Here is a 13,855-nt window from a genome sequence, read left to right as displayed (position 1 = left end):
GGAGACGGATAAGCGACGTGGCAGGGGCACCGCGGAAAGCCTTAAAGAAAAACGCAGCCAATGCGATCACGGCGGATCTGGTCGCTGTGCTCGTCGCCGTCACCGACGGCCAACCCAAGATCATGACCATCGCAAACGACGGGGCGCTGCCGAGCGGACCGTTCGAATTCACCCACCGTTCGCTGCAGACGGGATTGCGGGCCTGGGTCGAGGCGCAGACCGGCCATCCGCTCGGCTATGTCGAGCAGCTCTATACGTTCGCCGATCGCGGGCGAGGCGAAGCCAAATCGCCGCACTCGATCTCGATCAGTTATCTCGGCTTGACTCGCGAAGACAAGGTCGGCCAGGGTTTTGAGGCGCATTGGTCCGGCTGGTACGACTACTTCCCGTGGGAAGATCAGCGCGCCGGCCTGCCTGCCGCGCTCGCGAAGACACTGACGTCCCGTCTCAAGGCCTGGGCAAAATCGGCGGCGACGACCAGCCTGCAGCGCGAACGCTGGCAGCGCGCCGCCATCACCTTCGGTTTCGACGATCGCGAGTGGAACGAAGAGCTGGTGCTGCAGCGCTATGAGCTGCTCTACGAGGCCGGCCTGATCCCCGAAGCCGTGCGTGACGGCGCAGCGGCCACATCAGTCGTTCCCGGCAGGCCGATGAAGGGCGACCATCGCCGCATTCTCGCCACTGGCATCGCGCGGCTGCGTGCCAAGATCAAATACCGTCCCGTCGTGTTCGAACTGATGCCGGCGGAATTCACCCTGCTGCAACTGCAACGCAGTGTTGAGGCGCTTGCAGGCCGCCTGGTGCACAAGCAGAACTTTCGCCGTCTGATTGAGCAGCAGCAACTCGTTGAAGAGACAGGCGCAATAGCCACGGAGGCCGTCGGCCGTCCGGCCAAACTATTCCGGTTCCGCCATGGCGTGCTGGCGGAACGAGCCGTCGCCGGAACCAAGCTCCCGCTATCGCGCACTTGACTTCGATTATGCTCAGGATAAGTATAAGCCATCTTATGCTCACGGAGAGTATAAATGGCCAGTCTCAGCTCCGCCGCGATTGCGCGCACCGCCCCGCTCTACGACAAGGTCAAACGGCTCATTCCGCCGCCTGAATGGGCTGTTTTCGCCGAGGATGTCGATGCCATTCTAACGCTCAAACGAGAGCGCAACGCCGTCGTCCTCGCGCACAACTACCAGACACCCGAAATCTTCCACGGCGTGGCCGACATCGTCGGCGACAGCCTTTTACTGGCGCGCGAAGCCACCAAGGTCGATGCCGATATCATTGTGCTGGCAGGCGTGCACTTCATGGCCGAGACGGCCAAGCTCCTGAACCCGGAAAAAACCGTGCTGATCCCCGACCTGGAGGCAGGCTGTTCGCTCGCCGAGTCCATCACCGCAGGCGACGTGCGGCTGATGCGGCAGCGCTATCCCGGCGTCCCCGTCGTCACCTATGTCAATACGTCGGCGGCGGTGAAGGCGGAATCCGATATCTGCTGCACCTCGGGCAATGCGCTCAAGGTCGTGGAATCGCTCGGCGCCGAGCGCGTCATCATGCTGCCGGACGAATATCTGGCGCAGAACATTGCCGCGCAGACCAGCGTGAAGGTCATCGCGTGGAAGGGCCACTGCGAAGTCCACGAGCTGTTCACGGCGTCCGACGTCCGGCAACTGCGCGAGAATCATCCCGACGTGACCATCCTAGCGCATCCGGAATGCCCGCCCGACGTGGTCGCGGAAGCCGACTTCTCCGGCTCGACGGCCGCGATGTCGGATTTCGTTGGCGAGAAGCGCCCGCCCCGGGTCGTGCTACTGACGGAATGTTCGATGAGCGACAACGTCGCGGTGCTGCATCCCGATGTCGAGTTCATCCGGCCCTGCAATCTCTGCCCGCACATGAAGCGGATCACGCTGAAAAATATCCGCGATGCGCTGGCGACGGGCCGGCACGAGGTGACGATCGATCCCGCCATCGCAGCGCCCGCACGGCGCGCCGTCGAAAGGATGCTGGCGATATGAGCATGGAGATTTCAGCGCTGGCGGACCGTCCCGTCATTATCGGCGGCGGCGCGGCCGGTTTGATGACGGCGCTTCAGATGGCGCCCGAGCCGGTCGTGCTGCTGTCGAAGGCGCCGCTCGGTGCGGAAGCCTCCAGCCTGTGGGCGCAAGGTGGGCTGGCCGCGGCGATGGGCAGGGATGATGACCCCGCCCTGCACGTAGCAGACACGCTTTCCGCAGGCGCTGGCCTCTGCGACGAAGCCATCGTTCGCCGGATCGTCCATGCGGCACCGGCGGCCGTCGAGCACCTCGCCAGACTTGGCGTTGCCTTCGACCGCCGAGCCGATGGCGGCTGGCGGCTTGGCCTCGAAGCCGCCCACAGCCGCAACCGTATCGTGCACGCCACCGGTGACGGCACCGGGCGCGAAATCATGCGTGCCCTGATCGCGGCCGTGCGCCGCTGTCCGTCGATCACGCTGCTTGAAGGAGTCGAGGCGCGAAGCCTGATCGTTGAAGACAATTCGATTCAAGGCGTGATCGCGGTGAACAAGCAAGGCCAGTTTGTGATCGAAACCGCCCGCGCCGTGCTGGCGACGGGCGGCATTGGCGGCCTGTTCCTCGAGAGCACTAATCCCGGCGGCTGCTATGGCCAGGGGCTGGCACTGGCCGCCCGTGCGGGCGCAAGACTTTCCGATCTCGAATTCGTGCAGTTTCACCCGACTGCTTTCGACGGCCCATCGCGCCCGATGCCGCTGGTGACGGAGGCCGTGCGCGGCGACGGCGCGATCCTGATCGACGACAGCGGTGAGCGCTTCATGGCGGACCAGCCGGGCGCCGAGCTGGCGCCCCGCGACATCGTCGCGCGCGCGGTCTGGCGCCGTCGCGCCGAAGGACAGCGCGTCTTCCTCGATGCGCGCAAACATCCCGGCGCGGATTTTGCCAAGCGCTATCCGGTGATCTCCGCCTTCTGCAAGATGGCCGGGATCGATCCTGCCACCGATCCGATTCCGGTGCGGCCGGCCGTGCACTACCACATGGGCGGCATCGCGGTTGATATCGAGGGACGCAGCACTGTGGAGGGCCTCTGGGCCTGCGGCGAAGTCAGCCGCACCGGACTGCATGGCGCCAACCGGCTCGCCAGCAACTCGCTGATGGAAGCCATTGTCTGCGCCCAATGGGTCGCCGGGAGCGTCAAGAGCGCGAGCCGCGCTTCGGTGAAGGCGCGCGCGGCCGGCGCGCCGATGCCCGCATCCGATCCTTCGGCCGTTCGGCCGATCCTGTCGCAGGGCCTTGGCGTGCTGCGCGAGCGGCACGGCATCGAACACGCGATCCGCAGCCTCTACCCGATCGCCAATGGCCGCACCGCGGCGGCTGACCCCGCACTGGTCGGGGTGATGATCGCGGTCGCCGCCTGGCGGCGCGAGGAAAGCCGCGGCGGGCACTACCGCAGCGACTTCCCCGACATTCTGCCCGCGGCTGAGTCCTCGTCCATCTCGCTGGTGGAAGCGCTCGGCACTGCCTGTGAAATTCTTGAGACCGAACCTCTGTCTTTCGGGAGCGTCCAGCCGTGACACTGACCCCGCTTCTCCCCCTCATGTATGAGCCGCTGGTTCGAACCGCCCTGCTCGAAGATCTCGGACGGGCCGGCGACATCACGGCGGATGCGATCGTGCCGGCCGACCGGCACGCCTCGCTGGTGCTGCGCGCGCGCCAGGCTGGCGTCGTGGCCGGGCTCGACATCGCCCGCTCGGCTTTTCAGCTCGTTAGCCCTGCGATCCGGCTCACCGCCGAGCGGCCCGACGGCAGCGCCGTGACGCCGGGAGACGTGATCGCCGCCATCGAAGGCCCGGCGCGCGGGCTATTGACCGGCGAGCGGACGGCGCTGAACTTCCTCTGTCATCTCAGCGGCGTCGCCACAGCGACGGCCTCGCTGGTATCGGCGGCGCAAGGCACCAAGGCGCGCATCGTCTGCACCCGCAAGACCACGCCCGGATTGCGCACACTGGAAAAATACGCGGTGCGCGCCGGCGGCGGCAGCAATCATCGCTTCGGCCTCGACGATGCCGTGCTGATCAAGGATAATCACATCGCGCTGGCGGGCGGGGTAAAAACCGCGATCGAGCGCGCCAAGGCGCATGCTGGCCATCTCGTCAAGATCGAGGTCGAGGTCGATACGCTGTTACAGCTCGAACAGGCGCTTGCAATCGGCGTCGACGCCGTGCTGCTCGACAACATGACGGTCGAGGAACTGCGGCAGGCGGTGGCCATGACGGGTGGCCGGGCGATCACGGAGGCTTCCGGCCGGATCACGGTCGAGACCGCCAGGGCGATTGCATCGACGGGCGTGGACCTGATTTCCGCCGGCTGGTTGACCCACAGCTCCGCTGCGCTCGATATCGGGCTCGACTATCTCGACCTCAATCGGCAGGCGGCTTAGCGTTAGATCAGATTCAGTCGATCGCCGGCCAGCCGGCCACTTTGCATGGGGTTGTTTTCGATATTTTGTTTTGGACGGTCTACGCAGCATCGGACCGAACCGGATCTCATCATGCTCTGGCGGCAGCCACTACTCGGCCGCGCGCATCGCGGCCCGGTCCTCGCGCATCAGGCGGTTGTTGCGCTGGACCACCGAATAGCCCGCGAGCACGAACAGAATCACCAGGCCCTGGATCGACAGCGCTTCCATGGACGGATTGAGGCCGATCGCGGTCAGGAACGCCGAGCCCTTGACCTCGGTGACCGTGATGATGGCCTGCTCCTGGAATTCCTGCACGGCTTCGCCGACGAACTTGATCGCCATGATGAACAGGAAGGCTGAGGTGATGATGAACAGCGGCCGCAGCGGCAACTTTCGCGCAATCAGGTTGATGAAATAGAACAGCACGGCAAGGCCGGCCGACGCGGCCACGAGGCCTGCGAACAGGCCGGCGCTCCAGCCGCCTTCGGCCGATGCCAGCGCGTTGATGAACAGCACGGTCTCGGCACCCTCGCGGAACACCGCAAGGAAGGCCAGCGCACCGACCGCCCACACCGTATCCTGCGTCAGCGCCTGATCCGCCTTCTGGGAGAGATATTCCTGCCAGCCGCGCGGATCCTGCTTCACCATCAGCCAGCCGCTGACATAGAGCATCAAGGCGGCGGCGAACAGGATGATGAAGCCCTCGAGGATATCGCTATGTTCGCCCGAGTTCAGCACCGCGAACAGCCAGGCGGCGACGATGCTGGCGCCGACGGCCGCGAGCGCGCCGCCATACAGCGCCTGAACGCGATGCGCTGCGCCGGCCTTGGTCAGATAGCCGGCCAAGGCGGCGATCACGAGCATGGCTTCGAGCCCCTCGCGGAGCAGGATCACGGCGGCCTGGACGAAAGCAGAGGACATGGGACGGGACCTGTTTCCGCCCGTTTTATCCGCCAACCGGTTCAAGTAAAGCGGCGCGAGACCACACAAGCGCGTCAATGCGATCGCGCAGTAGGAAAGCCCTGCAAACAAGGGGTTTTCGGCAAGCGCGCCAGATTAGAATTGCTCAATTTCAGCCGGGCTGCCCGAGCGGGGCACCCAACTTTTGCGGGTCGTGCTGCGTGCGCCGCGCAACCAGACGTTCGGTCTGCAGCACGGCCAGCGTCAGGACAACGATCGCGACGGCCTGATGCGCCAGCGCGAGCTCGATCGGCACCTGATATAGCAGCGTGAGGATGCCGAGCACGGCCTGCAGCACGATGGCCGCCACCAGCCACCATGCGCCTGATACGACCGCACCGGCGCGCGACCTCAGCGCGTCAATTGCGTGCAGGATCGCCAGCACCAAAAGGGCATAGGCGGTCATGCGGTGCTCAAACTGCACGGTCAGCGTATTGTCGAACAGGTTGCGCCACCACGGCGTCTCGAACCACAGCCGCGCCGCCGACGGAATCAGGGCGCCGTCGATCGCGGGCCAGGTGTTGTACACCCTGCCCGCCCGCAGGCCCGCGACCAGCGCGCCAAAGTAGATCTGGAGGAACGTCAAGGCCAGCAATGCCACCCCTGAGACCTTCAACCCGACAGGAACGAGCGGCTGCGGATGCGCGCGCATCCGCCGCAGCGTCCAAACGATCGAGGCAAAGATGACCAGAGCCAGCACCAGATGCGTCGCCAGCCGATACTGCGACACTTCGGTGCGCTGGGTGAGGCCTGACGCAACCATCCACCAGCCGACGGCGCCCTGCAGCGCGCCAAGGGCAAAGATCAGCCACAGCCGCTTCTTCAGCTCGGCCCCGAACGCGCCGCGCCACAGGAAATAGAGGAACGGCAGCAGGTAGGCGACGCCGATCACGCGTCCGAGCAGGCGGTGGCTCCATTCCCACCAGAAAATGGTCTTGAACTCCGAAAGGCTCATGCCGGAATTGAGCTCGCGGTATTGCGGGATGGCCTTGTAGCCCTCGAAGGCCTGCACCCATTGCGCCTCGCTGAGCGGCGGCAGCGTGCCGGTCACCGGCTTCCATTCCACGATCGACAGTCCGGACTCGGTCAACCGCGTAGCGCCCCCGACCAGCACCATGACCGCAATCAGCACGGCAACCGCGATCAGCCACCACCTGACCGCGGCGGCATGCGAGGTCTGTTGTGCGGAACTGGCGGTCATGAACCTGTCTGGGTCGCCCCAAGGCGTGCTTGATTGAAACGGCGCGCCCCTTATAGTCCGCCCCTTCCCGCGCGCAACCCGCCACGAGGCTGACATATCCGCCATGACGATCCGCACCCGCAAATTCTTCGGAACCCTCGCGCTGCTGGCGCTGGTCGCGGTTTGGTCGCTGCTCGGAATGACCATCGCCCAGACGCCATGGCTGGCCAATTCGGGGCTGCTGCAGGCGATCTTCTATGTCGTGGCCGGGCTTGGATGGGTGCTGCCGGCGATGCCGATCGTGAGCTGGATGTCGCGGCCGGACCGCGCGGCCTGATGCAATCCCCTAGACCCAATTGTCCCTGCTCGGCCTGACCGCCGGAAACATGATGCCGGACAGCAGCACACGCATCAGGCGCAGCGAGGTCTCGCGGCCGTCCCAGGCAATGCGCGGCAGTGTGTGCAGATTGGTGTAGCCCCTGGCCTGGACGACGCCCGGGATCGTCGATGCCGCGCTGGCGAATCCTGCCTCCTGCCCCATCATGACGTGCTCCCGGCGCCAGGACTGCCGGTCGCCGAACGGATAGGCGAAATGCGTGACCGCGCGGCGCAGCGCGGTCTCGGCGACCGCCTTGCCCATGGTCATTTCGCGCTGCGCGTCGGCCTCTTTCAGGTTGGACAGCGCATGATAGTTCACCGTCGCGCTGCCGATCGTGACCAGGGGATCGGCGGTGAGCCTGGCCAGATCGTCCCAATTCATCGATGCTTCGCGCGACAGCGCCGCGATATCGACGGAATAGCGTGTGCAGAGGTCATGGATCGCGAACGACAGATCCTGTGGCGGCAATGTCCGCATCCACTTCGCGAGAAATTCGAACGTGTCGTATTTGTCCGGCGCGTTGCCGGTGGCGAAACGCCGCTCCTTGCGGTCGATCACCAGGCTGATGCGTTCCTCCCGCGCGATGATCTCTTCCAGCGCCAGCCACCAGGCTTCACCGATCCCGTCCGGGAACGCCGTCGGCAGATAGACGGTGAAGGGCACACCGTGCTTCGACAGCACGGGATAGGCCTCCTTGATGACATCCTTGCAGCCACCGTCGAAGGTCAGGCAGGCAAAGCGAGTTTTCTTCGGCAGCGTGACCGCACGCCGGCACACTTCATCCATCGTGACCAGATCGAAGTTCCAGCGCTTCAGCGCAGGGATCAGCTGATCGAGAAATTGCGGCGTGACCTCGCGCCACCGGTTGGGCTGAAAGGCGCGGGAATCGCGCGGACGCACGCGCTCGAACCGCAGAATGGCGCCGGCGCCGGCGGTCTTGTGCTGCCTCAGCGCGAAGTAGCCGCTGAAATAGGCGAGCTCCATCCGAACTCGCCGCAAAATCCCGATATCCGACGCCAACGTCCGCCCTCACCCTGCGGTCGCGCTGCTGCGCGGCCGCATCGTATTACCCTTTGTTGACATTTCCCTGCGAAGGTCGCGCCAACGCCAAAATTGTAAACAATTTCATATAGCACGGGCTTTGCGATGACCATGGCTGCCGCGATTGAAGACCGCACCGCGGATCAAGATGCGCGGCCTGAGGCAGGCCGGATCGCCGGCGTCGATATCGTTCGTGATCTCGCCGCGGCCGAAGGCATCTGGCGCGGCCTGGAAGGAGCGCAAACCTCCTTCACGCCCTACCAGCGGTTCGACTTCCTCAGTTCCTGGCAGCGCCAGGTCGGAACGCGCGAAGGCCTCATCCCCTTCATCGTCATCGGCTATGACGCCGAGCGCCGTCCGCTATTGCTGCTTCCGTTCACGCTTCGCCACGCCTATGGCGCGCGCTGCGCCAGTTTCATGGGCGGCAAGCATTCAACCTTCAACATGGCGCTGTTCGACCGCGATTTCGCCGCAAGCGCGACCGAGGCCGACCTCGAAGCTTTGACATCGGCGATCTCGCAGCGAGGTGAAGCCGACGTGCTTGCGCTACATCAGCAGCCGCTGCGCTGGCGCGATTTACCCAATCCGCTCGCGTTGCTGCCGCACCAGCCGGCCGCCAATGATTGCCCAGTCCTCGTCATCGAGCCTGGCGCCGCACCCCCGGCTCTGATCAGCAACTCGTTCCGCCGCCGTCTCAAGGGCAAGGAACGCAAACTGGCCTCCCTGCCCGGCTATCGCAGCTACGTCGCCGCATCAGAGGCCGACATCGCGCGGCTGCTCGACTGGTTTTTCCGCATCAAGCCGCTACGGATGGCCGAACAGAAGCTGCCGAATGTGTTCGCCGATCCCGGCATCGAGGAATTCGTCCGCAGCGCGTGCACCGCAGAACTCGCCGGCGGCAGGCATGCCATCGACATCCACGCGCTGGAATGCGACGAGGAAGTGATCGCGATCTTTGCCGGCGTCGCCGACGGTCATCGGTTCTCGATGATGTTCAATACCTACACCATGTCGGCGAATTCGAAATACAGTCCCGGCCTGATCCTGATGCGCGACATCATCGATCACTATGCCGGACTGGGTTATCGCGCTCTCGATCTCGGGATCGGGTCCGACGACTACAAACGGTTGTTCTGCAAGGACGATGAGCCGATCTTCGACAGCTTCATTCCGCTCAACGCGCGCGGCAGGCTCACCGCCGGCGTGATGTCGGGCGTCAACCGCACGAAGCGGCTGGTGAAGCACAATCCGGCGCTGCTCGAGATGGCGCAGAAGCTGCGGAACGCGTTCGGTTAAAGCACACGATATCGATTCCGCGAAAACACGATTGCCCATTGCCGCCCGCAGAGCTCACGATTTACGAGCACGCGCCTTGCCCGTGACGGACCTCGATACCTCACGAATGCATTCGATGAATTTCTCGGCGACCGGGCTCAGCGTCCGATTCTTCAGCGTTACGACGGCCACCGACAGAACGGGTACTCGCGGGAGCTTCACCGGAAGTACCTTCAGACCCAGATCGCTACCGCTGAACTGCATAATCGAGCTTGGAAGGAAAGTGACGTAGTTCCCCGTCGCGGCCAGCCTGCAGCAGAGGTGAATTGAAAGCGTCGTAAGAGAGGCGGCAGGCACACCTAATCCGCTTTCGCGAAACAGATCCGCAGTCGTCGAGCCCAGAAAAGTATCCGGAGGAGGCAGGATCCAAGCCTCATCCGCAAGATCGGCCAGCCTCAGATTCGACGACCGCCCCCATTTGCTTTGTCTTCCCACGACCACGACCCGCGGATCACTCAAGATAGGCTCCGCTACCAAATCGTCCTCGGCAAATGGAGCCGGAATCCATCCCAGCAACAGATCTATCCTCCGTTCGCGAAGTTCGCTGTAGTGCGTGGTGCCGAGCACGGTTTGCGTTACGTTCAGGCGGATGCGCGGATGTCGTCGGGCGAATCGAGAGATCACAGCCGGCAGCAGGCCGGCCGCAACGCCCTCGGCGCTGCCGATACGCAGTTGTCCCGCAGACGGGTCCGCGAGAAATTCGAGCTCCTGCAGGCCCTGTGCCAATTCGTCGAAAATTACCAGGCCGCGCCTTACGAGCGCACGGCCGTAGGGCGTAGGCTCTATGCCGTTTCGGCTGCGGTCGAGAAGCCGAAGTCCGAGCTCATGTTCCAGGTCGGCTATGGCCCTGGATACCGCGGGCTGCGAGATCGCTAGCTCGGCGGCGGCCTTGGCCATGCTGCCCCGGAGCGCGACGGCAAGCAGGATATGCAGATCGCGCAATTTGATACGGCGTCGGGCTTGGTCGGTGTACTGCATATCCGATCCTTATCAAAACGGTTATGGAACCTTCAGATAGTAGCACTGGACCGATATCCCTGCCTCCATCATCCTGCTGCGGAACGACCAGGGAGGCACGTCATGATGACACGTCGTGATTTGTTGACTGCGTCAGCGGCCAGCGTCGCGCTCTCGGCTGCTTCCGTCGCACGGCCAGGCATCGCACATTCGCGGCTGAAAACCGCGCACATCCTAACGGGCTTCACGCCCGGCCTCCCCGACGCGGTGGCAAGGCTCATCACCAGCCAGATGAAAGATTACGCAGATTCGATCGTCGTCGAGACCCGGCCCGGTGCCACCGGTCGTGTTGCGGTGGAAGCCGTGAAAGGAGCTGCTGCCGACGGCTCCGTCATTCTGTTCGCACCGCTTGGCTTCATAGTGCTCTTTCCGCACGTCTACAAAACGCTCAGATACGAGCCGCAGGATTTCACGCCGGTGTCGACAGCCGCCTCATTCCCGACGCTGCTGACCGTGGGTCCGAAGGTGCCGGGTGAGGTAAGAACCCTCGCCGACTTCATCGCGTGGTGTCGTGCCAATCCAAAGGATGCGACCTACGGTACAGCGGGCGTTGGAAGCACGCTGCATTTTATCGGCGCGACGTTGGGACGCACCGCACGCTTCGAGTTTCTCCACGTGCCCTATCAAGGCGCGATCGCCATTCAGGACGTCCTGAAAGGTCAGATCGCATCGGCCATTTTGCCGCTCGGAAGCTCCTTGGGTCTTGTCCGGTCAGGCGAGCTCCGCGCGCTGGCAACCACCGGTCCCCGCCGGAGCTTGTATCTTCCCGACGTACCGACGATCGCGGAAGCCGGTTATCCCACGCTCGAGGATCTCACATGGTTCGGGTTTTTCGTTCCGGCGAAAACACCGACGAACGCAGTCAACAGGCTGAACAGTGCCATCCAGGAGGCCCTGCGTACCGATGAGGTAAGATCGGGCATGGCAAAATTATCGGTTGAGATCGACGCGATTCCCACGGACAACTTTGCGCAGCTGATTGCATCGGAATCCGAGCGGTGGAAAGCAATCGTGCGAGCATCGGGCTTCACTCCGATTGATTAAAGGTCCCGGCTCTCGCCGCTGTACCGTCACATGCCTGGCGGCGCCTGGCAGTCAAATATCCGCACGTTTTTACGCCGCCACCACCCGCGGGCCGGCCTCGACCGCATCCTCCGCGCCATACGGCTTGCTCAACATCGTGACATCAGAGAAGCCGACCGCGGTGAGTTGATCGCACATCAGCTTGCGCGCATTCGGTGCCATCGACGCTTCGGGCACGACGATCGCCCGCGCCTCCGACGTCAATAGTTCGGCCGGAAGCTCGGAAGCCGTCCCGGCATCCAGCAGCACGTGATCGTAGACGCGCAGCAGCGCATCGACTGCCAGCGTCAACCGCGGCGACTGGAGCTGGGCGCGGTCGAAACCCGGGCGTCCGGCGCTGACCAGATGAACCCGCGACAGCCGGTCCTTGGTGATGATTTGCGCAAACGACGCCTCGCCCTGCATCAGTTCGGCCAGTCCGGGCGCCGTCGGGTCGGCAGACGCCGCCGATAGTGTCAGCGAGGACGCCACGAGATCAACGACCACGACCTTGGCCTGCCGCGCCATCAGCCGGGCCAACGCCAGCGCGGTCAACGTAACGCCGTCGCCGGCGGCGTTGCCAAGCACGGTCACCTTGCGGGCCGCGGCGCCTGCATCGACCAGCGTGTCAGCCAGTTGCGCGACTTCACCGATCTCCGCTGTCGTATCCATGCGAGAGCCATCCACGCGCGGCTCGGGCAACACCGGCTCTGGTGCGTGATCCGCAACGACGAAGTCCGCCACAGGAAGTTCGGGCGCAATCGCCGGCGCGCGCATCCGTTCCGGCGCGGGAGCCATGACGATCTCGGGCTCAACCTCGCGCATGACATGCGGCGACACTGCCGCGCTGACCCGCGGCGCGGTCATGCGCAAGAGCTCGCCGGTCACGATCGCACCCGAGGTGAGCAGCAGGGTCGCCAGCGTCGCGATCAGCACGATCGGCAGCTTCTTCGGATAGGCCGGCGTATTGGAAACGCTGGCGCGCGAGATGATGCGGCCGTCGGTCGGCGTCGCCTCGAGGTTTTCGCGCGCGGTCGCATCGCGGTATTTGGCCAGGAAGGATTCCAGCTGATCGCGCTTCGCCTTGGCATCGCGCTCGAGCGCGCGGAGCTGGACGTCCTGGCTGTTGGTCGAGGACGCCTGCTTCTTCGATTGTTCGAGGCTTGCCATGGCGCTTTCGACCCGGCCGCCGGCAATGCGCGCGTCGTTCTCCAGCGAGCGCGACACCTTGCCCGCCTCCTCACGCAACTGCCGATCGAGATCGGCGAGCTGCGCCTTCAATTCCTTGATCCGTGGGTGGCCGCCGAGCAGCGTGGAAGACTGTTCGGCGAGCTGGGCGCGCAGCGTCACGCGCTGCTCAGATAGCCGGCGGATCAGCTCCGAATTGAGAACTTCGGACGCTTCGATCGGCTTGCCGCTATCCAGCATTTCCCTGATCAGCCGCGCCTTCGTTTCTGCATCCGACTTCAGCGCCCGCGCATTATTGAGCTGGGTGTTGAGCTCGCCCATCTGCTGGTTGGAGAGCGTTGTGTTGTTGGTGCCGACGAACAGGCTCGACTTGGACCGAAACTCCTCGACCCGCGATTCGGCGAGCGAAACCTCCTTGCGCAGTTCGTCGATCCTGCCGGAAAGCCACTGGCCCGCGGCCTTGGCCTGGTCCTGACGGGCATCCTGCTGCAGAACCAGATAGCCCTCGGCGATCGAGTTGGCGACGCGCGCGGCAAGCTCCGGATCGCGCGACTGGAATTCGACGACGATGACGCGGGACTTGTCGACCGCATAGGCCGTGAAGCGCTCGTAATAGGCTTCCAGCACGCGCTCTTCCGGCGTCTGCGAAAACGGGTCGCGCCCGATGCCGATCAGGGAGACCAGCGACTTGATCGGCGAAAAGCCGCGCAGCACCGGATCGAACTCGGGCAGCTCGGAAAGCTTGTTCTTCTTGACGATCTCGCGGGCCAGATCGCGCGACTGCACCAGCTGCACCTGGCTGGTGACGGCCTCAGGGTCGAGTGCGGTGCGCTCCTCGTTGCGGTCGCCGCTCGGCCGCAGGAAAACGTTCTCACGCCCGTCGATCAGGATGCGCGCTTCCGATTTGTAGCGCGGCGTGATCATGTTCACGACCGCGAGCGAGCCTATCAGCACCAGCACCGTCGGAACGATGATCAAGCTCCGCTTGTTCATCAACGCCTGGCCGAGCGTACGCAAATCGAGATCACCGGATTCGGATGCCGCGACGGGCTTCGGCGCCGCTGGCGCGGGCCTTGCCTTCGCCCGCTGCTCCACCGGCTTGTCATTGCCTGCACGCCAGAACGCCAAACGCATCGCACACTCCCGTGGACGCAACTACTGGTCCACTCGACATGGCCGATTACACTTCATTATGGTTGCCGCAGGGTTAATTCGCCTGGTTTGCGCCGGGGGACCAGCGGGGC

Annotated in this window: 12 protein-coding genes; 7 read left to right on the top strand and 5 right to left on the bottom strand. The window is 64.2% G+C overall.

Going from position 1 to position 13,855, the window contains the following annotated elements:
• Positions 1-8: 8 nt before the first annotated feature.
• Genes RX331_RS17300 through nadC form a run of 4 tightly spaced genes read left to right on the top strand, consistent with a single transcriptional unit; the run spans position 9 to position 4,428 of the window.
• Positions 9-971 (top strand): NrtR DNA-binding winged helix domain-containing protein, encoded by a 963-nt coding sequence (locus RX331_RS17300; RefSeq protein ID WP_317258162.1) that lies wholly within the window; start codon positions 9-11, stop codon positions 969-971.
• A 54-nt stretch (positions 972-1,025) separates the two neighbouring features.
• Positions 1,026-2,012, top strand: coding sequence for a quinolinate synthase NadA (gene nadA, locus RX331_RS17295; protein ID WP_317257667.1), 987 nt, complete (start codon positions 1,026-1,028; stop codon positions 2,010-2,012).
• Positions 2,009-3,562, top strand: coding sequence for an L-aspartate oxidase (locus tag RX331_RS17290; protein WP_317257666.1), 1,554 nt, complete (start codon positions 2,009-2,011; stop codon positions 3,560-3,562). The genes nadA and RX331_RS17290 overlap by 4 nt, the downstream gene beginning before the upstream one ends.
• On the top strand, positions 3,559-4,428 hold the full coding sequence (nadC, locus tag RX331_RS17285; protein WP_317257665.1) for a carboxylating nicotinate-nucleotide diphosphorylase: 870 nt from the start codon (positions 3,559-3,561) through the stop codon (positions 4,426-4,428). The genes RX331_RS17290 and nadC overlap by 4 nt, the downstream gene beginning before the upstream one ends.
• Positions 4,429-4,557: 129 nt before the next feature.
• Here nadC and RX331_RS17280 read toward each other — a convergent pair whose 3' ends face one another.
• Both RX331_RS17280 and RX331_RS17275 read right to left on the bottom strand, forming a co-directional pair.
• Positions 4,558-5,370: an FTR1 family protein gene (locus tag RX331_RS17280; protein WP_317257664.1), complete on the bottom strand. Its 813-nt coding sequence runs from the start codon at positions 5,368-5,370 to the stop codon at positions 4,558-4,560.
• Positions 5,371-5,521: 151 nt separating this feature from the next.
• Positions 5,522-6,610: a COX15/CtaA family protein gene (locus RX331_RS17275; RefSeq protein WP_317257663.1), complete on the bottom strand. Its 1,089-nt coding sequence runs from the start codon at positions 6,608-6,610 to the stop codon at positions 5,522-5,524.
• A 103-nt stretch (positions 6,611-6,713) separates the two neighbouring features.
• On the opposite strand from RX331_RS17275, the gene RX331_RS17270 reads away from it, so the two are divergent.
• Positions 6,714-6,926 carry a DUF2842 domain-containing protein gene (locus RX331_RS17270; protein ID WP_317257662.1) on the top strand — a complete coding sequence of 71 codons (213 nt, stop codon included), beginning with the start codon at positions 6,714-6,716 and terminating at the stop codon, positions 6,924-6,926.
• Between the two features lie 9 nt (positions 6,927-6,935).
• Here the strand turns inward: RX331_RS17270 and RX331_RS17265 are convergent, their stop codons facing one another.
• Complete coding sequence (locus RX331_RS17265) at positions 6,936-7,988, bottom strand: polysaccharide deacetylase family protein (RefSeq protein WP_317257661.1); 1,053 nt, start codon at positions 7,986-7,988, stop codon at positions 6,936-6,938.
• 126 nt (positions 7,989-8,114) lie between these two features.
• On the opposite strand from RX331_RS17265, the gene RX331_RS17260 reads away from it, so the two are divergent.
• Positions 8,115-9,305 carry a GNAT family N-acetyltransferase gene (locus RX331_RS17260; RefSeq protein ID WP_317257660.1) on the top strand — a complete coding sequence of 397 codons (1,191 nt, stop codon included), beginning with the start codon at positions 8,115-8,117 and terminating at the stop codon, positions 9,303-9,305.
• A 54-nt stretch (positions 9,306-9,359) separates the two neighbouring features.
• Here the strand turns inward: RX331_RS17260 and RX331_RS17255 are convergent, their stop codons facing one another.
• Positions 9,360-10,322, bottom strand: a complete 963-nt coding sequence (locus RX331_RS17255; protein ID WP_317257659.1) for a LysR family transcriptional regulator — start codon at positions 10,320-10,322, stop codon at positions 9,360-9,362.
• Positions 10,323-10,424: 102 nt separating this feature from the next.
• Between RX331_RS17255 and RX331_RS17250 the strand changes: the two genes are divergently transcribed.
• A complete protein-coding gene (locus RX331_RS17250) occupies positions 10,425-11,405 on the top strand; it encodes a tripartite tricarboxylate transporter substrate-binding protein (protein WP_317257658.1) in 981 nt (326 codons plus the stop codon).
• Positions 11,406-11,474: 69 nt separating this feature from the next.
• Here RX331_RS17250 and RX331_RS17245 read toward each other — a convergent pair whose 3' ends face one another.
• Entirely contained in the window at positions 11,475-13,745 is a 2,271-nt protein-coding gene (locus RX331_RS17245) for an exopolysaccharide transport family protein (RefSeq protein ID WP_317257657.1), read from the bottom strand.
• Positions 13,746-13,855: the final 110 nt, after the last annotated feature.

Source organism: Bradyrhizobium sp. BWA-3-5, assembly GCF_032917985.1.
Taxonomy (GTDB): Bacteria; Pseudomonadota; Alphaproteobacteria; order Rhizobiales; family Xanthobacteraceae; genus Bradyrhizobium.
This window is presented reverse-complemented; position numbering and strand designations above follow the sequence as displayed.

Excerpts from the sequence above, each read along its gene's own strand:
- nadA (WP_317257667.1), top strand. The coding sequence starts at position 1,026 with ATGGCCAGTCTCAGCTCCGCCGCGATTGCGCGCACCGCCCCGCTCTAC.
- RX331_RS17290 (WP_317257666.1), top strand. The coding sequence starts at position 2,009 with ATGAGCATGGAGATTTCAGCGCTGGCGGACCGTCCCGTCATTATCGGC.
- RX331_RS17280 (WP_317257664.1), bottom strand. The coding sequence starts at position 5,370 with ATGTCCTCTGCTTTCGTCCAGGCCGCCGTGATCCTGCTCCGCGAGGGG.
- RX331_RS17275 (WP_317257663.1), bottom strand. The coding sequence starts at position 6,610 with ATGACCGCCAGTTCCGCACAACAGACCTCGCATGCCGCCGCGGTCAGG.
- RX331_RS17270 (WP_317257662.1), top strand. The coding sequence starts at position 6,714 with ATGACGATCCGCACCCGCAAATTCTTCGGAACCCTCGCGCTGCTGGCG.
- RX331_RS17260 (WP_317257660.1), top strand. The coding sequence starts at position 8,115 with ATGACCATGGCTGCCGCGATTGAAGACCGCACCGCGGATCAAGATGCG.
- RX331_RS17255 (WP_317257659.1), bottom strand. The coding sequence starts at position 10,322 with ATGCAGTACACCGACCAAGCCCGACGCCGTATCAAATTGCGCGATCTG.
- RX331_RS17250 (WP_317257658.1), top strand. The coding sequence starts at position 10,425 with ATGATGACACGTCGTGATTTGTTGACTGCGTCAGCGGCCAGCGTCGCG.
- RX331_RS17245 (WP_317257657.1), bottom strand. The coding sequence starts at position 13,745 with ATGCGTTTGGCGTTCTGGCGTGCAGGCAATGACAAGCCGGTGGAGCAG.